Annotated in this window: 19 protein-coding genes; 7 read left to right on the forward strand and 12 right to left on the reverse strand. The window is 38.2% G+C overall.

The features are described 5' to 3' along the window. Nucleotides 1-218 precede the first annotated feature (218 nt). The gene (locus EXE10_RS10560) at nucleotides 219-1,031 is read left to right on the forward strand and encodes a tetratricopeptide repeat protein (protein ID WP_130113332.1); all 813 of its coding nucleotides are present in this window, start codon (nucleotides 219-221) and stop codon (nucleotides 1,029-1,031) included. Nucleotides 1,032-1,102: 71 nt separating this feature from the next. Here the strand turns inward: EXE10_RS10560 and EXE10_RS10565 are convergent, their stop codons facing one another. The 4 genes from EXE10_RS10565 to EXE10_RS10580 form a co-directional block, all read right to left on the reverse strand. Continuing rightward, entirely contained in the window at nucleotides 1,103-2,026 is a 924-nt protein-coding gene (locus EXE10_RS10565) for an AEC family transporter (RefSeq protein WP_130113333.1), read from the reverse strand. Nucleotides 2,027-2,148: 122 nt separating this feature from the next. Further along, complete coding sequence (locus EXE10_RS10570; protein WP_130113334.1) at nucleotides 2,149-3,285, reverse strand: NADH:flavin oxidoreductase/NADH oxidase; 1,137 nt, start codon at nucleotides 3,283-3,285, stop codon at nucleotides 2,149-2,151. 39 nt (nucleotides 3,286-3,324) lie between these two features. Next, nucleotides 3,325-5,493: a TonB-dependent receptor gene (locus EXE10_RS10575; protein ID WP_130113335.1), complete on the reverse strand. Its 2,169-nt coding sequence runs from the start codon at nucleotides 5,491-5,493 to the stop codon at nucleotides 3,325-3,327. A 46-nt stretch (nucleotides 5,494-5,539) separates the two neighbouring features. Next, nucleotides 5,540-6,838 (reverse strand): carbohydrate porin, encoded by a 1,299-nt coding sequence (locus EXE10_RS10580; RefSeq protein ID WP_130113336.1) that lies wholly within the window; start codon nucleotides 6,836-6,838, stop codon nucleotides 5,540-5,542. Nucleotides 6,839-7,227: 389 nt separating this feature from the next. On the opposite strand from EXE10_RS10580, the gene mutM reads away from it, so the two are divergent. Together mutM and EXE10_RS10590 are read left to right on the forward strand one after the other, a co-directional pair. Further along, nucleotides 7,228-8,082, forward strand: a complete 855-nt coding sequence (gene mutM, locus EXE10_RS10585) for a bifunctional DNA-formamidopyrimidine glycosylase/DNA-(apurinic or apyrimidinic site) lyase (protein ID WP_130113337.1) — start codon at nucleotides 7,228-7,230, stop codon at nucleotides 8,080-8,082. Further along, the gene (locus tag EXE10_RS10590; RefSeq protein WP_087552675.1) at nucleotides 8,079-8,363 is read left to right on the forward strand and encodes a peptidylprolyl isomerase; all 285 of its coding nucleotides are present in this window, start codon (nucleotides 8,079-8,081) and stop codon (nucleotides 8,361-8,363) included. The genes mutM and EXE10_RS10590 overlap by 4 nt, the downstream gene beginning before the upstream one ends. On the opposite strand, the gene EXE10_RS10595 is transcribed toward EXE10_RS10590, so the two are convergent. The 5 genes from EXE10_RS10595 to typA all read right to left on the reverse strand — a co-directional run bounded on the left by EXE10_RS10595 (nucleotide 8,360) and on the right by typA (nucleotide 14,034). After that, nucleotides 8,360-9,283, reverse strand: coding sequence for a hypothetical protein (locus EXE10_RS10595; RefSeq protein WP_228256817.1), 924 nt, complete (start codon nucleotides 9,281-9,283; stop codon nucleotides 8,360-8,362). The genes EXE10_RS10590 and EXE10_RS10595 overlap by 4 nt on opposite strands. 4 nt (nucleotides 9,284-9,287) lie before the next feature. Continuing rightward, complete coding sequence (locus EXE10_RS10600; protein WP_228256818.1) at nucleotides 9,288-9,902, reverse strand: hypothetical protein; 615 nt, start codon at nucleotides 9,900-9,902, stop codon at nucleotides 9,288-9,290. A 142-nt stretch (nucleotides 9,903-10,044) separates the two neighbouring features. Next, on the reverse strand, nucleotides 10,045-10,476 hold the full coding sequence (gene mscL, locus EXE10_RS10605) for a large conductance mechanosensitive channel protein MscL (RefSeq protein ID WP_068972909.1): 432 nt from the start codon (nucleotides 10,474-10,476) through the stop codon (nucleotides 10,045-10,047). Nucleotides 10,477-10,636: 160 nt separating this feature from the next. Continuing rightward, nucleotides 10,637-12,091: a DKNYY domain-containing protein gene (locus tag EXE10_RS10610; protein WP_130113339.1), complete on the reverse strand. Its 1,455-nt coding sequence runs from the start codon at nucleotides 12,089-12,091 to the stop codon at nucleotides 10,637-10,639. Between the two features lie 107 nt (nucleotides 12,092-12,198). Next, nucleotides 12,199-14,034 carry a translational GTPase TypA gene (typA, locus tag EXE10_RS10615; protein WP_068972907.1) on the reverse strand — a complete coding sequence of 612 codons (1,836 nt, stop codon included), beginning with the start codon at nucleotides 14,032-14,034 and terminating at the stop codon, nucleotides 12,199-12,201. A gap of 174 nt (nucleotides 14,035-14,208) precedes the next feature. Between typA and EXE10_RS10620 the strand changes: the two genes are divergently transcribed. From EXE10_RS10620 to EXE10_RS10635, 4 genes are all read left to right on the forward strand, one after another. Beyond that, a complete protein-coding gene (locus tag EXE10_RS10620) occupies nucleotides 14,209-15,582 on the forward strand; it encodes a uracil-xanthine permease family protein (protein ID WP_130113340.1) in 1,374 nt (457 codons plus the stop codon). Between the two features lie 108 nt (nucleotides 15,583-15,690). Continuing rightward, the gene (locus EXE10_RS10625; RefSeq protein ID WP_130113341.1) at nucleotides 15,691-16,725 is read left to right on the forward strand and encodes a class I SAM-dependent methyltransferase; all 1,035 of its coding nucleotides are present in this window, start codon (nucleotides 15,691-15,693) and stop codon (nucleotides 16,723-16,725) included. Further along, on the forward strand, nucleotides 16,725-18,188 hold the full coding sequence (locus EXE10_RS10630) for an amino acid permease (protein ID WP_130113342.1): 1,464 nt from the start codon (nucleotides 16,725-16,727) through the stop codon (nucleotides 18,186-18,188). Before EXE10_RS10625 ends, EXE10_RS10630 begins: the two co-directional genes overlap by 1 nt. Nucleotides 18,189-18,555: 367 nt before the next feature. Continuing rightward, entirely contained in the window at nucleotides 18,556-19,761 is a 1,206-nt protein-coding gene (locus EXE10_RS10635; RefSeq protein WP_130113343.1) for an RtcB family protein, read from the forward strand. A 112-nt stretch (nucleotides 19,762-19,873) separates the two neighbouring features. Here the strand turns inward: EXE10_RS10635 and EXE10_RS10640 are convergent, their stop codons facing one another. The 3 genes from EXE10_RS10640 to omp38 form a co-directional block, all read right to left on the reverse strand. Beyond that, on the reverse strand, nucleotides 19,874-20,407 hold the full coding sequence (locus EXE10_RS10640) for a cysteine peptidase family C39 domain-containing protein (RefSeq protein WP_068972936.1): 534 nt from the start codon (nucleotides 20,405-20,407) through the stop codon (nucleotides 19,874-19,876). Between the two features lie 93 nt (nucleotides 20,408-20,500). Next, entirely contained in the window at nucleotides 20,501-20,968 is a 468-nt protein-coding gene (locus EXE10_RS10645; protein ID WP_068972902.1) for an OmpA family protein, read from the reverse strand. Between the two features lie 117 nt (nucleotides 20,969-21,085). Next, complete coding sequence (omp38, locus tag EXE10_RS10650; protein ID WP_130113344.1) at nucleotides 21,086-22,117, reverse strand: outer membrane protein Omp38; 1,032 nt, start codon at nucleotides 22,115-22,117, stop codon at nucleotides 21,086-21,088. Between the last annotated feature and the right edge of the window lie 137 nt (nucleotides 22,118-22,254).

The following is a 22,254-nucleotide window of genomic DNA, read 5'->3' on the forward strand; positions in this document are numbered from 1 at the left end:
TAGTCCCGAAGGGTTGTTAACTTTATTTCTACGCTTAATTATCTTTAAAAATCCTTAATTTCTTGGTATTTATTCCCAATTTATACATAAATACATCAACATACACATTTGCTATATTTACATTTACAAATTTCAAATTAAGATAAAATATGTCTTCAACGATATCCTCTCACGAAAAATGGAATTGTGTTGAAATTAAAACAAGGTATATAGTCACAATGAAAAAAATTCTTTTAGCAACATTACTTAGCATTTCATGTGTTTCTGCGTTTGCAGCAGAAGCACCGCAATCAAATGTAGATCCTGCTTTTGCCAAAGCACAGGAATTGATCCAAGCGAAAAATTACACTGCTGCTTTTCAAGAGTTAGATCGCCTTGGCAAAGCGGGAAATGCTCAAGCCTTATATAACCTTGGTTATCTCACTCAAACTGGACAAGGCACAGCAAAAAATGATGCAAAAGCCCTCAAATATTATCAAGACTCATCAGCAAAAGGCTATCCAGTAGCGAGTTATGTACTCGCGCAAAGTTATGCTGTGGGTCAACTCGGTTTGCCCAAAGATCCTAAAAAAATGCGTGAGTTCTTAGAGAAATCATCAAATCAAGGTTTCGATGATGCAACTGTGGAATGGGCGGTACTACTATTTTCAGAAGGTACACCAGCCTCAGACAAACTAGCTTTACAAAAACTTGATCCACTATTGAAAAAAGACTTTGCTCCAGCCATTCATGCCAAAGCATTGTATGACATCACCGAAGGTGCAAAAAAGAAAAATGCAACGCTCATTAACCAAGGGCTTACTGCAATCCAAAATTTAGCGAAAAAAGGTTATATTCCTGCATCGATGGCTGTAGGTAATATGATGGTGAATGGCAATATCATTGATCAAAATCTACCTGAAGCGAAAAAAATCTTCTCAGAACTTGCAAAGAGTAATGTACCTAAGGCCAAAGAGTCTTTGGAAATTGTGAATAAGCTGATTGCTGAACAAGGGAAGAAACCAGCAGCGAAAGCACCCGCAAAGAAATAAAGCCATGTTACAAACAAAAATACTCTCAACCGAGAGTATTTTTTTAACTTTAATTTTATTATTTCAAGCGATTACCACCAAAGACCAATCAGAACACTTACCACAACAAATCCCAAAAGCGTACTCACCATTAACGGTGTTAATGCTTTCTCATTAACTCCATAAACCTGCCCAAATATGCCAAAGATTGACGGCATTGGCAGTGCAGCAATCAATGTTCCTGCATAAATCATTTTTTTTTCTAAATCCGTTAAATAAGTCAGCCCTAAATACACCAAAATTGGCATACAAATATTTTTAGAGACGACAAGATAGACTGTTTGCAAATTAAAAGATTGGATACTCAACCCAACCATTCCCCCACCAATAATGAATAAAGCCAAAGGTGATGCGGTTTGACCAATCATTGCAAACACTTGATCGACTAGATGTGGAATTTGGATTTTAAAAATGGCACAACTCATTCCAATCAGAACTGATAAAAAGAGCGGATTTTTAAATAAAGTAATGAATGTCGTTTTTAAAATTGAGAATAAATTGGCTTGCCGTTGTCGCCCTATTTCTGCAAGTGTCAGCATCAATGGAACAAGGAATACACTTTCAATAATCACGATCAAAGAAATATAAACCATAGCTTCATTGCCCATGAGCAGGGTTAAAATCGCCGCACCTAAAAGTCCTGTATTGGACATCGAAGCACCCAACGAATAAACCGAAGCATGGGTAAACGAGTTTTTAAAGAATTTTTGACCAATAAAAAATGACAAACCAAATAATAAAGCCGTGATGCCAATATAAGTAAAGAAATACGAGGGATACCAAATCTCATGCAAATCTTTAGAAGAAAGCGCGTGAAGCAATAAAGCAGGCAAAGCAATTTTGATAACAAAAGCACCTAAAGCCGTAATTTGCTCTTTACTAATCAATGCAATTTTGACAGAAGTAAAACCAAGAAATAATAAGAAAAATACAGGAAAAATTACCGAAAAAATCATCTAAAGCTTCCTGTAATTTATCAACACAATAAAACTCTATCCTAAAATAGAATGAATCAAAACTTAAATACTTTAAAGGAATAAGTACTTACTCCTTTGCAATAATCAGAGCGCATATCAATTTAAAATTCTTTAAATAAATCTCTTAATCCATGAGGCTGACAGCGTAAATATTGTGGCGCAATAGCGACTTGAGCACCTAGCTTTGCCGCGGCATGCCATGCCCAACGCGGGTCGTATAAAATTGCTCTTGCCAGTGCGATCGCATCTGCTTGCCCACTTTTCAAAATCTGTTCTGCTTGTTCTGCTTCAGTAATCAACCCAACAGCAATTACTGGAACATTCACTTGCTTTTTAATTTGTTCAGCAAAAGGTACTTGGTAATTTGCCCCAACTTTGATGTCTTGCTTGATGTGTAAGCCACCTGAAGAAACATGAATATATGCTACACCTAATTGTGCTAAGGCCTTAGAAAGTTCAATACTCGACTCAATATTCCAACCATTTTCATGATCCATCCAATCTGTTGCTGAAATACGCACACCGACTGGATAGTCTTGTGGCACAGCATCTTGTATGGCTTTAAAAACTTCTAACGTTAATTTGATACGATTTTCTAAACAGCCACCATATTCATCTGTACGCTGATTGGACAATGGTGACATGAATTGATGCAATAAATAACCATGTGCCGCATGGATTTCTATTAAGGAAAATCCTGCGTCTACTGCGCGAACTGCCGCGGATGCAAAATCTTGAATGATTTTATTTATTTCAGTTTTTGACAATTCATGCGGTGCGATATCCGTCGAATTAAAAGCAACTGGACTTGCTGAAACAGTCTGCCAACCGTGTTGATGATTAGGCGAAATTTGCCCTTTACCAAACCAAGGTTTATCGGTTGATGCTTTACGTCCTGCATGTGCGAGCTGTACCGCAAAAGGCATCGGTGAAAGTGTTTTGACTTTATTTAATAGTGTTTTGATTTGATCACGTTGTTGATCATTCCAAAGTCCCACATCTGCATAACTGATCCGCCCTTCCGCTTGCACCGCAGTGGCTTCAATAATACATAAGCCTGTGCCAGACAAAGCATAATTTGCCCATTGTTGCTCATGCCAATAGGTGACTTCACCTTGATCAGTCGCAGAATATTGACACATCGGTGCAATAATAACTTTATTGCAAAGAGAAAGTGATCCGAACTGGATTTGCTCAAATAATTTTTGCTCAAATAACTTAGGCTGTTTTCCTGACATCACACTTTCCTCTTACGCTATAAAATTTATCATCTTCTATTAAAATTGCTTAGTCACGCTCAGACCAGCGCTCCAATTTAAACCATCCGCAGGTTCATAGTAACGATAGACGCCTTGTGACCCTGATGTATTGACGATTACTGAACCGACATAATCCTTATCAAAAACATTATCTACACGTGCATAGCTACGTACTTTCCAATCGTTATTTTTCCATAAATAACCAATATTAACAGAAGTCACACTATAACTTGGTGCAGATTCAGAGTTAGCATCATTGGCATAAATTTTATCCATATAACGTACATCAAGCCCCGCATTAAAACCAACTTCAGGTTGCCAACCTAATGCAACATAAGCTTGGTTCTTCGCAATACCTGGAATGTAATTACCCTTTTCAATCGCCAAACCATCTGAGTTTGAATATGGAGAATCAAATTTTGCATCAATATAGCTATAGCTCGCCTGTGCAGTTAAATCTTTCCAAAGCTTATTTTGCCAAGAGAACTCAACGCCCTTTCTCAATGTTTTATCAGCATTTTTATAAACTGTACGACCTGCATCGCTGAGATATGAAACAATATCATCATGCGTTTCTGTATAGAATCCTGCCAAAGTGAACAAACCAAATTCATTCTGTGCTTTAAAACCCAACTCATAATTATCACTTGAAGATGGACTTAAATCGGTATTTATTCCACCAATAATTTGGCTTTGGTCAATTGGATCTAAACGGTAAGCACTTTCGGTAAATGTAGGTGTTTCGAAGCCTTTCGCATAACTGACATAACTGGTCAAGTCGGGAATAATTTCCCAAGATAACGCTGCTGATGGTAAAAATTTATCATACTTATTATTACCGCTATCATCACCATTTGCTAAATAATGATCTTTAGATTCATAACGTACATTACTATAACGCAAGCCTGTATCTAATCGAACTTGAGGTAAAAACTGCCACGAAGCTTGCAAATACGGATCGATATTCCAAAGTGTATTACCTTCTTCACGGCGTAAATTCCCCTTATTACCAAAATCATAATCTGTTGCGGAAGTATTCACAGAAGTGCGTTTAAAATTTTCATAACCGCGTCGATCTTCATCCATTTGATCAACAGCTAAACCAAGACTAATGCGTGTATTCGGCAATATATCTTTCCCAGTCCAACGAAAATCAGCTCCGTAATAATCACGATCAAAATCAATCACCCCACCTGCATGATTAGGATTTCTTTGCACCGTATTTGGAATACCTTGATATTGGGTAACTTCACGATGCCCTGCATATCCCATGACATAGATTTCATGATGATCATTGATTGGTTTAGACCATGTAAGCCCTGTCTGAGCTTGCTGAATATCTTTACGAACTTGATATTTCAAAACATTTGCTTGAACTTGTTTCGGGTTGTCTTTCCATTCTTGCTGGCTCAAACCCTGTGGATCATTGGCAGAGATATCCACATAATTCATTAACCAGTTAATTTTAGAACCATCATCCAAGTTCCAAGAGAGTTTGGCATTACTCAATACTTTTTGGGCATCACTATGTTCACGATAACCATCGGTATCGAAATATGAAGAACTCACTACATAACTTGGTTCATTGGCTTGACCTGAACCGCCTTGCAAGACAACATCAGCACGATTTTTATTATGACTACCTGTTGAATAGCCCAATTCAATAGAATCTCGCCCTTGCCCTTCTTTGGTTGTGGTTAAAATCGTCCCACCAGATGAGTTTCCATAAAGCGATGAAAATGGACCACCTAAAACCTCGATATGATCCAAACTACTCAAATCAATATTGGATGTTTGACCTTGCCCATCTGGCATCGTTGCGGGAATACCATCCACATATAAACGAATACCACGCACACCAAAGGTTGAGCGAGCACCGAATCCACGCATTGATAATTGTAAATCTTGTGCGTAATTTTCACGATTATTGAGTTGTAGACCCGGAACACCTTTGAGTGTTTCTGTAAGATTCACACCGATATTATTTTGATTTTGAGACTGTTCAATGCGATAAACAGAGGCTGGGGTTTGAAGCAAACTGGTATCTGAACGTGTTGCTTGCACTTTAATGGTGGGTAATTGCTGAGTGGAAACCTGAGTTTCCTCTTCAGCATACAAATTTTGTGCGATACATGCCGTTAAGCAAAGTAGTGTTGTTTTAAAATTTAAATATTTCACACTTTGCATAACGGTTTCCTCGGGAGCTTGTAGAAAATAACTCTAGATAATAATTTTAGAAAATAACTTTAGACCCCAAACCAATAACAAAGGCATTGTCTACTTGATTCGTCGCACCTGGATGCACCACATACTGCATCAAAGGGCGAAGCATGAACCATTTGGTTGGGTAATATGAGTAGTTCAGCTCAATATTATACTCCGCATCTTCATTTAACTGTCTTGAATTTGTGCCAAGGCGGCTATTATTCACATAACTGACATAACGATCGTTTAAATGCACACGATTGACTGCTAAACCTAAAATATCATTGGAACGACCTTCTAATAATCCATAATATTTTAGCCCTAACTGTTGTGAATCATTGACAGCCGTCGTTGTACGATCATGCAACGTAAAATTACCAAAGCTATGTAAGCCTCGCTTACCTTCACCCGTCGAAGTCAATTGCTGTTCAAATGCAATCCATCCACCATAGCTACGATCTTCGCCTTTTGTTCCTGCTTTATGAGCAATATCGTACTGATTTTTCGCATCATCTGCTGTGTTATAAAGCGTACCAAAGCGATAACTACCAGGAAGATTATTCAACCCTTGTTTTGGCGACCATACAACTTCTGACAGAATATTCACACCATCGGCATTTTTGATGTCTAGGTTCCACCCTTGACGCTCCAACGCATTTTCAGGGTTATATTCGAATACACCAACTTGTGCATATAGCTCAGGATTGAACTGATATTTCACACGACCGCCCCATTGTGAAACTGGTGTGTTATACCAAAGCTTGCCTTGCCATTTCCCCATTTGCGCTGCACAAAAAGCATTGCCTTGGAAATCACATGCCATAGTATTAAATTCTGTGCCTAAGCCCATACGCCCCAAACGGACATCCCAACCCGAATCAAATTTTTTATCAATATACAATTCACTCAAACGGCTACCAGAGTTACCACGCCCCCAGTTGGCTTGAGAATTTGCCCACTGTGGAGCATCAGGTGCTTGAATCCCGCGTAAAGACGTACTTTCACCTTGACGCGCAGTCACCAATGCACGAATCGTAACACCACTCCAACCAGCTAGCTTATTCATATCTAAGGTTGTGCCTAAGCCAAATTGCGTCGCAAATGTCGGAGCTTGATGTGCATCATAACCACCATCGGCAAGATACGAGCTATCCATTGCAATCGTACCGTCGAACTTGACCCCTTTATCAGCCAGTTCAGTACGCGTACCACCCCAGTCACCGGTCATAGTTGAGCCATTTAAATCAAAAGCATCTTCTGCAAATGAAACCGAAGACATCATGGTACAAATCGAGATTGCCAATAATGAATGCGCAATTTTTTTCATGGGAAAGCCTAGTGTGAAGCAAAACAAAAATAGTGAGTTAATCAATATGAAAACTTCGAAATTTCAAAGACCTAAATTTCAAATATTTAATTGAAAAATCAACTTATAAAAAAACAAAATTCCTCTACTTAATTGACCTTTTAAGCCAATAAAGAGAAATTATTCACTAGAAATTTACACATTTTTTTACATATAACTATCAGATAATTTTTATTAGTTTCATAACTTCTCGTTATGAGTTAACTTTGTTTTAAATAACAGATGTTTATTTCTAAATAATAAATCTGCACTTAGACCAATGTAGAAAAAGGCAACAAGTAAATACTGTGCTTTATCCTACTGTGATTCTTGCTTACAATAGCCCACATCCCAATCAGAAATGATGAGCAATGCCTGAATTACCAGAAGTTGAAACCACCAAAACCAGCTTACTGCCCCTACTTGATCAAAAAGTGATACAGGTACAAGTTCGTGAATCACGTTTACGTTGGCCAATTCCTGAGGATATTCAGCAACTTCAAGGGCAGAAATTAATCAACCTGAGCCGTCGTTCAAAATACATTTTGGCAGAGTTTGAACGTCACACCATGCTATGGCATCTAGGTATGTCTGGTAGTTTTAGAATCTGCAATCCAGAGGATGAACTGAGAAAGCATGACCATTTAATCATTCAATTTGAAGACAGTGAGCTACGCTATCACGATCCTCGTCGTTTTGGTTGCATCATTTGGCTGAATGAACAAAGCCAAACGAAACTGATTGATAAACTTGGCCCTGAACCGCTGAGTGATGCTTTTAATGCTGAATATCTTGCTTCAAAGTTTAAAAATAAAAATGTCGGTGCAAAAGTCGCGATTATGGACAACCATATCGTCGTGGGAGTCGGCAATATTTATGCCACTGAAAGCTTGTTTAATCTCGGCATTCATCCTGCTCAACCTGCTTCTAGTCTAAGCATCGATCAGATTGAAAAACTCGTCATCGAAGTAAAACGCATTTTAAAACAAGCGATTGATTTGGGCGGTTCAACGTTAAGAGACTACAGCAATGCTATGGGGGAAAATGGTTATTTCCAACAAACTCTTTTGGCTTATGGTCGTGCAGGTGAAATGTGCGTGAACTGTGAAACCACCTTGGAAAACTTAAAGCTTGGTCAAAGAGCCAGTGTTTTTTGTCCACAATGTCAGCCACTCAAAAAAGTTAAAATGATCGCAAAGAAAGTATCTAAGGGTAATAAATCATGAAGTCTGCTATCGTTCGTCACATTTTAGTGAAAGATAAAGAACTCTGTGAACAACTGAAAAAGAAAATTAAAGCAGGTGCTGATTTTACTAAAATTGCGAAACAACACTCGACTTGCCCATCTGCTAAAAAAGGTGGTGAACTCGGTGATGTTAAAAAAGGACAATTGGTGGCACCAATTGATAAAGCAGTTTTTACATTAGCTGAGCGTGAATTGCATGGGCCAATTAAAAGTCAGTTCGGTTGGCACTTACTCGAAATTAAATTTCGGATGGATTTTTAATCCAAGCTTTCACATTCTGCTTGAGAGGTAGAAATAAGATCGCCTTGTTGTGCAATCTGCGCATTCGACTCACCTTCAAATTGGTAAACACTTAACCATGCAGTTGTGAATGGCGTTTTTGATTGATCGATATAACCACTTAGCCCCTTTCCATTTCCTTGCATGATACAGATGGGTTGGTTTTGATGTAACTTTTGAAGCATTGGGGTCGAAATTCTAATCTGTTGTTCCACAGCTGTTTCAGGATCATCATTTTCTGCAAGTTGTTTACGAATATTTTCTGCAAACTCTACTTTCAAATGTAAAGGTTGTTCTAAGACCAGCGCTTTCATTTCATCAGGAAGATTCTTAAAGTTTGGTGCAAGCTCTTCCTCACCTTTATACGCCTTATAATTATTGATATTACAATGAATTTTCTTAAAAAAGGATTGCTCCAATCCCATCGTGTTAGACCATGAAATTGAATTAGCAACATCCTCAATGTCTTGAATTAAAAACGATGCGGTTGGGCTGTTTAGATAATATAACTTATCAAAACGATCTGATGATCTTCGCTGTGGATCTGAGTTTTCAGCGCGCTCTGTTTTAAAATTAATCCAATTTTTATTTTGAATATAATCTCCAGAATGAGAGGAAACATCCGTTACTTCTGAATTTGGAAGATAACGTCGATCTGTAAAACGTAAAATTTCAAAATTATGATTCTTCAAACCAATGAATGTATAAACGCCTAATGCTTGATTGCTAAAATATATACCCTCTTTCTCGTGATCTATATCATAGCGCTCACATAATGATTGTACTTTAGCTCGAATAGAGGGGCTAAATTCATCAAGAAAACTTTCATCTACTTTTGCTTTAGACTGACAACCTGCTAGTAAAAAGCATGTAAAAGCAAATAATGGTAGACGCATTTTCATCAATTTATATTGCCTTATTTTCTAAATTTTCTTTCTGAATTTTAAAATCACGAATAAACTGTGTATATTCATCAATATAAGGTCTAAACATTTCAGCGCGTGTTGTGAAGTAAAAAACTTCCTTGCCATTTCTCACAATATTTTCAGGTGACTTACCATTACAATAGCCATTGGCTGAATGCACCGCAGATGCAATGATTTGAAAGTTTTGCTCCGCAATTTGTTCATTTTCAAAACCAAAAACCAAAAGCACGAAGTCTGGACGTACCTTTTTATCTTCACCTACTTTTTCATTACTCACCGCAGTATAAGAACGTATGCCTTGTCCTTTGACTTGAATAATTTTATTTAGACTACAGTCATTTTCTGACCAAGAGGTACCACTGTCTTTTTCAATAAACTCAAAATTGGCTTTTAATAATCGAGTCTGCAATGCCAACATTAATGCATCATTTTCATCAATTGTATCTGTCTCAATCGTAATATAGGTGGTATTTTCATTCGGCATCTCTTTAAAAGTTAAGCCTGTTTCAACTGTTTTTTGTTCTTCTTTTTTTGATTTTTCAATATCGGCTGACGAATGATCAGAACAAGCATATAAACTTATAACTACAGTCATGATCCATATACTTTTGTTCATCAAACTCATCATCCTTAACTCAATTTTCCATAAAAAAACGGTACTTGATTGCACCGTTTTATTCAACTGAATTCGAATTATTTTTAAGTATAAGCCACCTAAAATAACCGCTTTGAGTCAATTAACCCTGAGGGCGATTTTTTAATTGATCACGAATTTCACGTAATAATTCAATATCTTCTGGTGTAGCTGCAGGCGCTTCTTCTGCAGGCTTACGGATTTTATTCAAGAATTTAACCAATAAGAAAACGACCCAAGCCAAAATCAGGAAGTTTAAGAAAATAGTAATAAAGTTACCATAAGTTAAAACGTTTACACCTGCTTTAGTCAATTCATCTAAAGAAGTCAGATTGTTTGGATTAGCACCTAATACGAAAAATTTTTGTGTGAAATCTACACCACCACCAGTAATCACAGTGATTAATGGCATGATAATATCTTTTACTAATGAATCAATAATTTTACCAAATGCACCACCGATGATTACACCGATCGCCATATCCATCATATTGCCTTTGACAGCAAACTCTTTAAATTCAGCAATAACACCCATTTGTATCTCCACGCGCCTTGTGCGTATTTTTATGTGACGAAGTATACATTAATTTCTAATATATATAGTTAGCTAATTTACTTGGTTTTTAAAAAATTCCAATATTTATTTACATTTTATGCCTAAAAACACTTTTATTTTCACATTACGGCTTCTTTTCCTATTCACTTTCCGACCAAAGTAAGCTTAGGCAGAATTTTTCGTCATATTTTGCCTTCAACAACCGTTCTACCTGAGGAGATAATAAGATTCCATGACCTACATACTGACGGATATCATCACTGGATCGCGATGGGTTTAATATAAATCGTAATGCATACGCATCTTTGATCAGATAAACCGCCTGATTAAAACCCTGCCCCTGCCCAAACTCGTCAAAATAATAATATTGCGTACCATTTTTCCATATCGTTGCAGCACGCCACCTACCATCACCATATTTCACTTCAGCAATTTTCTGCCAACGATTTACAGGTGCGTTCTTCAACCGATAAAGCACAGTTGAACGATAGCAGAGTTTCGTTCCCCGCCTACTGCGGATGTATTTATCGTACAGTCCCAGATAATAGGTATCCTGTCCATTATGAAAAACATCAGGAGCCAATTGTGTCATCTTTTGACTGAATGGATTATCACCTACACGCTTTAATTTTTGCTCCTTTCGATGATAAAAATAAATGCCCTGCTGACTAAGAAATAATGGATCATGCGCATGTTCATCATCTTTATTGAGCAAATAATAAGGTGAATATTTTTGTGAAAATGGCGATGTCTGATAATAAAAATTCTGTGTTTTAGGATCATGTAAAAATTCAGACTCAATCCCACCACCAAAATCAAACACCATTAACTGAGGATGATCCTGAACAGGAACACTTTGATTCTTATAATAAACATGTGTTCCATCAGCGGTGTAATAGCTACTCTCTCGTAATCGATCTGACCTGCCTGAATAAGATGGCAAATATCGCATAGTATGACCATTTGCCTGTTCAACCAGTTTTCCCCTGAAATAGGTATTCTCCCCATTACTGACCGTTCCCTGAACAGTTAATTGATACGGAAATTTGCTCACTTCCAGTTGATAATGTGGATACCAGTAATTTTGCGGTTTTGAACCTATTCCAGTGTGATGAAGCAAAATCTGCCAGACCTCCTTCACAATATTCAACTCAGTATTACGTTCCGTGATCTGCGAACAATAATAACTGACCTGACCATCGGTAATATAACCATCACCAATCGAGCGAACTGTCTGCGGATTTAAATTTTTCAGAATCATATTGCCACAATAGACATGCTTTTGATCCACAGCTATTTGTCTGGTCGCAATATCATCCGAAAGCATACGAATCGTCTTTAGATCTGCCTCAGGAATTAGATAATGACCATTACTCGGTACAGCGACATAGACCTGCTGATTATAAATTCTAAACTCTGTCGGACCTGAGCCCACTTTCTGACCCTGCCGATCAAGTTCAAAACTACTCAGTTCCCGAGTGGGTTTAGCGATTAAAAAAATAAACACAGATAAAAGAGTGATCAGTAAAATACTGAATATCACCATGAGCTGTTTCAGTTTTTGCTGTTTTTCTGTGGGTAAATGACTGTTCAAACGCCATACCTATATCATCATATTTATTATAAAACCACTATAGCAAAATATTCAGTCATAAAAAAACCGCCAATGAATGGCGGTTTTCTTCAACTTAACGGTAAGGCTTAGCCGTTACGGTTACGTTTACGTTCGTTTTCAGTCAACCAACGTTTACGGATACGGATTGACTTAGGTGTTACTTCAACTAATTCATCATCTTCAATGAATTCAAGCGCTTGTTCAAGCGTGTATTCGATTGCAGGAACAAGAGTCAACGCATCATCAGTACCAGAAGCACGTACGTTTGTTAACTGTTTTGCTTTAGTTGGGTTAACAGTCATGTCGTCTGAACGTGAGTTAATACCTACGATCATACCTTCATAAACTTCTAACTGTGGCTTAGCAAATAGGCGACCACGGTCTTGTAGTGTGAACAATGCATAGCCAAGGCAAGTACCTTGAACCATAGAAATCAACACACCGTTTTGACGTTTCGCAACAGTACCTTGTTTCATAGGACCATAGTGAGAGAAGCTTGAAGTCATGATCCCTGTACCAGAAGTCATGGTCAAGAATTCAGAACGGAAACCGATCAAACCACGTGAAGGAACAGTTGCTTCAATACGGATACGACCTTTGCCGTCAACTTCCATATTGGTCATTTCGCCTTTACGGTGACCCATTTGTTCCATTACAGAACCCTGGTGCTGTTCTTCAACATCAAAAGTTACGTTTTCGTATGGCTCTTGTTTTTCGCCATCAACTTCTTTCAAGATTACTTGAGGACGAGATACGCCCATCTCGAAACCTTCACGACGCATGTTTTCGATCAATACAGAAAGGTGAAGTTCACCACGACCAGAAACTTTGAAACGGTCTGGACTGTCAGTATCTTCAACACGAAGTGCTACGTTGTGGATCAATTCGCGGTCAAGACGTTCACGGATGTTACGTGAAGTTACGAATTTACCTTCTTTACCCGCAAATGGTGAATTGTTGACTTGGAAAGTCATAGACACTGTAGGTTCATCTACAGAAAGTGCTGGAAGCGCTTCAACTGCTTTAGGATCACAGATTGTGTCAGAGATATGAAGTTCATCAATACCAGTTACACAAACAATATCACCAGCAGATGCAGTTTCAACATCGATACGTTCTAAACCGTGGTAACCCATGATTTTTAAGATACGACCGTTACGTGTTTTACCGTCTTTGTCGATAACAGTTACAGGTGTGTTTAATTTCACTGAACCGCGTTGGATACGACCAACACCGATAACGCCCACGAAGCTATTATAGTCAAGTGAAGACACTTGCATTTGGAATGGACCATCAACATCAACTGCTGGTGGTTCAACAACATCAACAATTTTTTGGAACAATGGTGTCATGTCTTCAGCAAGTTCTTCTGGAGATGGACCAGCCACACCACGAAGACCAGATGCATATACAACTGGGAAGTCTAACTGTTCGTCAGTACCACCTAAGTTATCAAACAAATCAAATACTTGATCAATAACCCAGTCTGGACGCGCACTTGGCTTGTCGACTTTGTTAATGATCACAATTGGTTTCAAACCACGTGCGAACGCTTTTTGCGTTACGAAACGAGTTTGTGGCATTGGACCTTCTTGTGAATCTACAAGAAGCAATACGCAGTCAACCATCGACATTACACGTTCAACTTCACCACCGAAGTCGGCGTGTCCTGGGGTGTCCACGATGTTAATACGGTATTCAGTATCAGTACGTTTGTCTAACCATTTGATTGCAGTGTTTTTTGCAAGAATGGTAATACCACGTTCGCTTTCAATAGCGCCCGAATCCATGACACGCTCAATCTCGCCCGCGCGATCACCAAGAGCACCAGATTGCTGTAAAAGTTTGTCTACAAGAGTCGTCTTACCATGATCGACGTGCGCAATGATGGCAATGTTACGGAGAGTTTTAATATCTGACATGTAAATTCGATACGCCTAAAGTTTGAGGGCAAATTATACAGAAAAAATATAACTTTTAGTAGTGACAGTTTATTGACAGTTACAAGTTTTTTTCACAACAGTCGGCTTTTTGTTTTGTAATAGTGTGTAAACAGATTAGAATAGCGCCATCTTGCTGCTTTCTCTCTCTGTGTCATGTCTGATATTCATACCTCTCCCGAGCAAAAACAGGGTCAAATTGATCTTGTTTATGGCTTAAATGATCGTCCAAAACCACTTATCGCTTTTTTTGCAGCCCTGCAACATTTGCTTGCAATCATTGTTCCAATTGTAACGCCGGGTTTATTAATTTGCTTGGCATTAGGTGTGTCTCCACATGACACCAACAAGATTTTATCCATGTCTTTGGTGATTTCGGGGATTGCAACATTCTTACAATGTAAAAAAGTTGGTCCATTTGGCGCTGGTTTATTAATTGTTCAAGGAACAAGTTTTAACTTTATTGGTCCTATCATCGGGATTGGTTCAGCCATGGTTGCAGCTGGCACACCTGTAGAAGCTGTCATGGCATCTATTTTTGGTGTCGTCATTGCGGGTTCTTTTATCGAAATGGGTGTTTCCCGTATTTTACCTTGGGTAAAAAAACTGATCACACCATTGGTTACAGGTATTGTTGTACTTCTCATCGGTTTAACTTTGATTAAAGAAGGTCTCATCAGTATGGGCGGTGGTTATCAAGCCATGTCAGATAAAACCTTTGCCAGTGCTGATAACTTAATCATGTCATGCACCGTATTAGCCATCATTATTTTGCTCAATCGTTTTAAAATCGTATGGCTGAAAAGTTCAGCGATCTTAATTGCATTGGTGATTGGTTACATTCTGGCAGGCTATATGGGGCATTTAAATTTTGCAGGTTTAGAAAATACACCTGTGATTCAAATCCCTACCCCTATGCACTTTGGTCTTAGCTTCTCTTGGAGCTTATTTATTCCAATGGCTTTCATTTACCTTGTGACCTCTTTGGAAGCAATTGGTGATGTTACCGCAACCTCTAAAATTTCAAATCAACCGGTTGATGGTCCTGTTTGGATGCAACGTATTAAAGGTGGTGTATTGGTAAATGGTGCAAACTCTTTCCTTGCAGGTATTTTCAATACATTCCCAAGTTCAGTCTTTGCCCAAAATAATGGCGTGATTCAACTAACTGGTGTTGCAAGCCGTTATGTCGGGATCTGGATTGCGATCATGTTGATCATCCTCGGTTTATTCCCTGCTGTTGCAGGTGTAATCCAAGCTGTACCACAAGCTGTACTTGGTGGTGCTGTGATGGTGATGTTTGGTGCTGTTGCTGCATCTGGTATTAACATTTTATCGGGAATTCAGCTAGATCGTCGTGCTTTATTAATCATCGCAATTTCTTTAGCTCTAGGCTTAGGCGTTGCGCAAGTTCCTCAAATTTTAGAACATTTACCAGAACTACCGAAAAACATTTTTAGTTCTGGTGTTGCAACTGGTGGTATTGCTGCCTTGATTTTAAATTTAGTTTTACCTGAAACTAAAAAATAACGAATCAATTCTTTGTATAATGCCCAGCTTAGTCTGGGCATTTGGTTTGTTTGAGCTTCATTTTAATGAAGATAAACATACTTTTTTATTTAATGATGGATGGTGAATATGGAGCCGAGAAGTGAAGTTGTCATTCGACAGCATGACTACCTTTCTGGACGCGTGTTATTGGTCAATGCACCAATGGATGACCTACTTTCAAATTTAGCTCATGACATCGAAGCAAGTGTTTGGACGTGGAATTTTAATGAATTTCAATACTTCCAAAACCTACAAACAGATGTACATTTTGGAACTGATCTTCCTGAATCAGACTTTGATCAAGCGATCGTCTTTGTTCCAAAATCAAAAGAATTACTCAATTATATTCTGCATAATTTGGTCAGTCGCTTAGCAGTCGGTGCTTCTATTTTCTTGGTTGGAGAGAAAAAAGGCGGTGTAGAACGTGCATCCAAACAATTACAACCTTATGGTCGAAGTATCAAATTAGATAGCGCACGCCATTGTCAAATGTGGCAACTGACGACTGATAAGACTGTTGTTGCCAAACCACTTGCTGAATGGGTTCAACACTATCCAGTTGAAACACCAGCTGGAGAATTGACGATTTGCGCATTACCAGGTGTATTCAGTCAAAACCGTTTGGATGTCGGTACTGCAGTATTATTGCCTTATTTAAAACAGGTGACTGCTGGGAAAATTGCTGATTTTGGTTGTGGTGCAGGCGTGATCAGTGCATATTTATCCAAATTAAATCCTAAAAACCGTATCTTTGCTTTAGATGTAGATGCATTTGCATTGGCCTCGACGCAAATGACTTTTGAAAAAAATGCGTTGCCATTAGAACAACTTGAAGTCAAAGCTGTAACTGGAATTGAAGATGCACCGCTATTCTTGCACGCAATCGTCAGCAATCCCCCATTTCATCAGGGGATTCAAACAGATTACAATGCCAGTGAAAATTTATGTAAAACGGCAAGACGACATTTAAAATCGGGGGGGGAGTTGTGGATTGTGGCGAACCGCTTCCTCAATTACCCATTACTGATTGAGCAAAGCTTTGGTCGATGTGAGACTAAAGCAGATCAACAAGGCTTTAAAGTGTTATTTGCCAATACTCAAAAAAATAGTAAGGAATCATGATGAGCGATAATGGTCATCCAAAACTTCAGCGAAAGCTTGGAGCAAGACATTTAAATATGATCGCCATTGGTGGTTCAATCGGAACAGGTTTATTCCTTGCTTCAGGTCAAACCATTGCGACAGCGGGTCCAGGCGGTGCATTACTTGCCTATGTATTAATTGGTGTCATGATTTATTTCTTGATGACCAGTCTTGGTGAATTGGCTACGCACAACCCAACTTCAGGCGCATTTTTTACTTATGGTAATAAATATGTAGAAGAAGGCTTTGGTTTCGCACTGGGCTGGAACTATTGGTATAACTGGGCAATTACGGTTGCATTTGAATTAGTTGCTGTTCAATTCATCATGAAATTTTGGTTTCCAGACATTCCAGGCTTCTGGTGGAGCGCCCTGTTCCTTGCCATCATTTTCTTTATCAATGCTTTAACAGTTAAAGGTTTTGGTGAAAGTGAGTTCTTATTTTCACTGGTCAAAGTCATTGCGATTATCTTCTTTATTGCAATCGGTCTGTTCATGATCGGTAAAATCATGCTTGATCCAACAGATTCAATTACCAAAAACTGGACGATTGGTGAAGCTCCTTTTGTAGGTGGTTTCCAAGCTTTAGTTGGTGTGGCAATGATTGCTGGATTCTCTTTCCAAGGCACCGAAATGGTCGGTGTTGCTGCAGGTGAATCTAAAGATCCGAAAAAGACCATTCCGATTGCGATTAAGCAAATCTTCTGGCGTATTCTTTTATTCTATATCTTGTGTATTTTCATCATCGGTACATTGGTGGCATATACAGATCCAAACCTTGCTTTGGCTGCTGAAGGCGACGGTAATATTACCCTTTCGCCATTCACATTACTCTATGAAAAAGCAGGTTTAGCCTTTGCTGCGGGCTTAATGAATGCGGTGATTTTAACTGCGATCATGTCTGCGGGTAACTCAGGTATGTATTCTTCAACACGTATGCTGTTTGACATGGCACGTGAAGGGAAAGCGCCAAAAGTATTCTCGAAACTGGATCTTCGTGGTGTTCCAATGAATGCCCTTTATGCAACAACTGCAATTGCTGCACTGTGTTTCTTAACCACATTTATTGGTGAAAGTGTTGTATTTACATGGTTGCTCAATATGTCAGGGATGTGTGGATTCATCGTGTGGCTAGGGATTGCGATTTCACATTACCGCTTCCGTAAAGGTTATTTAGCTCAAGGCTACAAACTCGAAGACCTTGCTTATCGTGCGAAGTTTTTCCCATTCGGCCCATGGTTTGCATTTATTCTCTGTGCAATCGTGGTCTTAGGTCAAAACTATGAAGCCTTTATGAAAGGTGACTGGATGGGCGTATTATCAACCTATATCAGTATTCCACTCTTCCTTGCAATTTGGCTAGGTTATAAATGGAAATTCAAATCAAAATTTGTCGCATATGATGAAATGGATGTAAAGCCAATGCAAGTTGAAAAAGAATAATTTCTTTATTCATCAATATGAAGCAGCCTTAGGGCTGCTTTTTTATTCTTATCGAAAAATAAAATTTAAAGAATAAATTGACAAACTTTTTTTTATTTATAAAATAGCCTGAAAATTGAATAAGATTAGTTCAATTCCCCTATACCGAATTCTTGCAAATATTGAATTCACAGATTTAAGGAGTACATCATGCCATTTACAGAGAACAAACAAAACTAAACAAGCAGATGTCTACTTACGGGCACTGTTTACAATTGTGTCCGAATGCAAAATATTACAATGTAATAAAGCCTAGCATTCGCTAGGTTTTTTTATGCCTATATGTTTGATATGCACGGACAAAATAAAAATTCAAGAAGAGAAAATCATGGCAATACAAATGATTTTGAACGCCAAAGCAGAATATGGCGTTCCAGTAAAAATTTATACACAAGATGTGGATGAAGAAAGCCTAACGCAACTTCGCAAAATGTCACAGCTACAATTTATTCACTCGCATATTGCGGTGATGCCTGATGTACATTTAGGTAAGGGTGCAACTGTAGGTAGTGTCATTCCAACCAAGAATGCCATTATCCCTGCTGCAGTTGGTGTGGATATTGGTTGTGGCATGAATGCACTACGAATCAGTTTAAAAGCATCACAGTTGCCTGATAATTTAAGTGCCTTACGTAATGCGATTGAAAGAAAAGTACCCGTTGGTTTTGAAATGCATAAGCAACTCAAAGCCAAGGCCTCTACGCTTTCTCCTTTAGACAAAAGGCTGAAATTGATTACAGATAAGCACCCTGCGCTAAAACGTATGTTACGTAGCTTTGATTCTACTTGGCAAAAACAGCTCGGTACTTTAGGTGGTGGAAATCACTTTATTGAACTCTGCTTAGATGAAAATGATGATGTTTGGATCATGCTACATTCAGGCAGTCGCGGTTTGGGCAATGTGATTGGGACTTACTTTATTGAACGCGCCAAAAAAGAAGCCCAAAGCCGTTTTGGGCATGTGCCAGATAAAGATTTAAGTTACTTTGCCGAAGGTTCAAATAACTTTGATGATTATTTTGAAGCTGTAGAATGGGCACAAGAATATGCCTATGAGAATAGACGTGAAATGATGCGTTTAATCTTAGAGGCAATTCGCCCATTACTGCCAAGTTTTCAAATGAACAAAGAAGCAATTAATTGCCACCATAATTACGTCCGTAAAGAAATTCACTTTGGTGAAGAGGTATTTGTGACACGTAAAGGGGCAATTCGTGCAGGGCTTGATGAATATGGCATCATTCCTGGCTCAATGGGCGCACAATCTTTTATTGTTAAAGGCAAAGGCAATCCCGATTCATTCTGCTCATGCTCACATGGTGCAGGAAGAAAAATGAGTCGAACTAAAGCCAAGCATTTATTTAGTCAGCAAGATTTGATTGCACAAACAGAAGGTATTGAATGTCGTAAAGACAAAGGCGTTGTGGATGAAATTCCGAGTGCATACAAAGATATTCATCAAGTCATGGCAAATCAAAGTGATTTAATTGAAGTCGTTCATACACTTAAACAAGTATTATGTATCAAAGGATAAATAGCTAGAATACCTATTTCAGCAGAGTTCGCTTTGCTGAAATACATTTTCATCATATTTTTATCAATTAAGCTGATCTAGAAAAAACTCAATTTACATCATATTGAATAAATTACGCATCACGCATGCAAAATTTTCGATCATCAACGATGATCACTTGACGACAAATTCCTTCAACTTGACGTTGCTGTTCAAAAACAGTTTTAGGCATAGGCTCGAAACTATCAAAGAAACTAATTTCGACATCATCAATTGAATATACCAATGAATGGTACCCAACACCTTCTAATGTGTCATAGTACACAATCACGAAATTACCATTTTCAACTGCGTACTGAATATCTTGATAACTACAAGAAGGTTGTTGAACACTGATTCCAAGCACTTGAGCCTCTTGGTAGAACTCGACTTCTGTTGAATGCTGAACCAAATCTTCATCACTATAAAAAGTAACATCTAAACCTAACTTTTGTAATGCAACAGCAAGTGAGATACCAAAAGTACCATCTTGATCATTATGCTTACAGAGTTTCACAAGATCTGGAATATGAAGATCTACACCATAATGATGAAAAATCATCCAGATCGCATAAATACCGCAATTCGCTTCTAAATCTAATAACTCATCAGGTAGCTGCACGCTTATTTCACCACATAGTTTCAAAACCAAGAAACATGATTATAAGCGATAAAGCATTTTATATAGAGATGCTATATCTCTTGTTATTTTAAATTTCAATTATTTAATTTTTAAAATAACCTCTACTCGTCTATTCTTCGCTTTACCATCTGCTGTTTTATTATCTGCAATCGGTTTTGTAGGCCCAGAGCCTAATATCATTAACTGCTCAGGATTAACTTTATATTCATTGATTAAATAGTCTTTTACAAGATTTGCACGATTTAATGACACTTTATTATTCGATGCCAAAGATCCAGAGCTATCAGTATGTCCCTCAATTTGTAAGGCAAAATTCTTATTTGCTTGAAGTAACTGTGCTGCAACAGACAAAGCTGGTTGATACTCTTCATCGATCATTGTTGATTTTGGTTGGAAATAAATTCGCACACCTTTTTTTAAGGACTTAACCTCTTTAGGGTGTTGCTTTTGAATCGCAACAGTTATTGAGTTTGTTGGCATGAGTGGATCTGCCGTTGTACAAGCGACTAGACCCAATAGCATAAATCCGAGAATAATAAATTTCATTGTTAACCTTTAATTATTAATTTTACATTCAATTATTATTTAGCATAATTTTAATTATAGATATTTCCATTAAAAAAGCGACTCTATTGAGTCGCTTTTTTTAAACTAAATAACAAATTATTTAGTTACAGTACGGCTACCAGTGATCGTAGCGAATACGCGACGGTTCATAGCACGACCTTCTTTAGTTTTGTTGTCAGCGATCGGTTGATCCCATGCAAAACCTTGAGTAGTCAAACGAGAAGCATCAACATTATATTCGCTTACTAGCGCTGATTTAACAGAGTTAGCACGAGCTAAAGATAAACGTTCGTTCAATTTACGTGGACCAGTGTTATCTGTGTGACCTTCGATACGAGCAGTCGCATTCGGGAACGCAGATAATGCATCAGCTACTTTAGCAACTTCTGGTTTGTATTGATCTTTGATGTTTGATTTGTTTGTATCAAAGAATACGCGAAGTTCCATTTGTAGATCTTCAACTTGTGGTTGAGGAGCTGGTTCAACTGGAGCTGGAACAACTGGAGCAACTGGAGCAACTTCTACTACAGGAGCAGCAGGTTTCAAGTGACCACCAAGAACTACGTTAAGACCTGCAAGTGCAGTATAGTTCCAGAATTTTTCGTCGAAGTTATAAGTACCACGAGCTTCTGTACGAAGAGATAAAGCATCGTTTAAGCGCCAGAAAGCACCAACACCAGCGTTACCTAAAGTACCTTCTTCGTTGTTGTGGTAAGACATGTCATCAAGTTTGTATTTATAGTGACCAGCACCTAATAATACGTATGGCTTGATTTTGCTGTCATAGTTTTTAGTGATCAAATCAGAAGTAGCATAGAAGTTACCGTTGATTTGAGTTTGTTTGTATTCAGAACCAGCTACGCCAGTACCGTCAAGATCACCTTTAACTTGGTTATATTCAGCTTCAAAACCTAACCATGGAGTAAGCTCAACACCTAAAGCAGCACCAACGAATAAATCGTCTTGTAATTCAGGACCAGCTGTTAACTCGCCTTTATCACCACCGTTATTGTGTTGAGAGTCTTGGAAAGTGTAACCAACTAGTAAAGGTGTAACAGTTACGCCAGCATTAGCAGCAGCGAATGGAGCAGCAACAAGCATAGCAAGTGCGATACGACTCAATTTCATGGATATCCTCCAGAGATAACAATTGTTGTTCAAGCTTAGCCTAAAATTTTTTGGCTTATCCGAGATAAACTTAATACCCCAGTATTATTTTTAAGCTACTCACGTTGAATCATACAAACACTTGAGGCTTTTTCCAA

The organism is Acinetobacter sp. WCHAc060033 (assembly GCF_004209125.1).
GTDB classification, from domain to species: Bacteria; Pseudomonadota; Gammaproteobacteria; order Pseudomonadales; family Moraxellaceae; genus Acinetobacter; species Acinetobacter wuhouensis.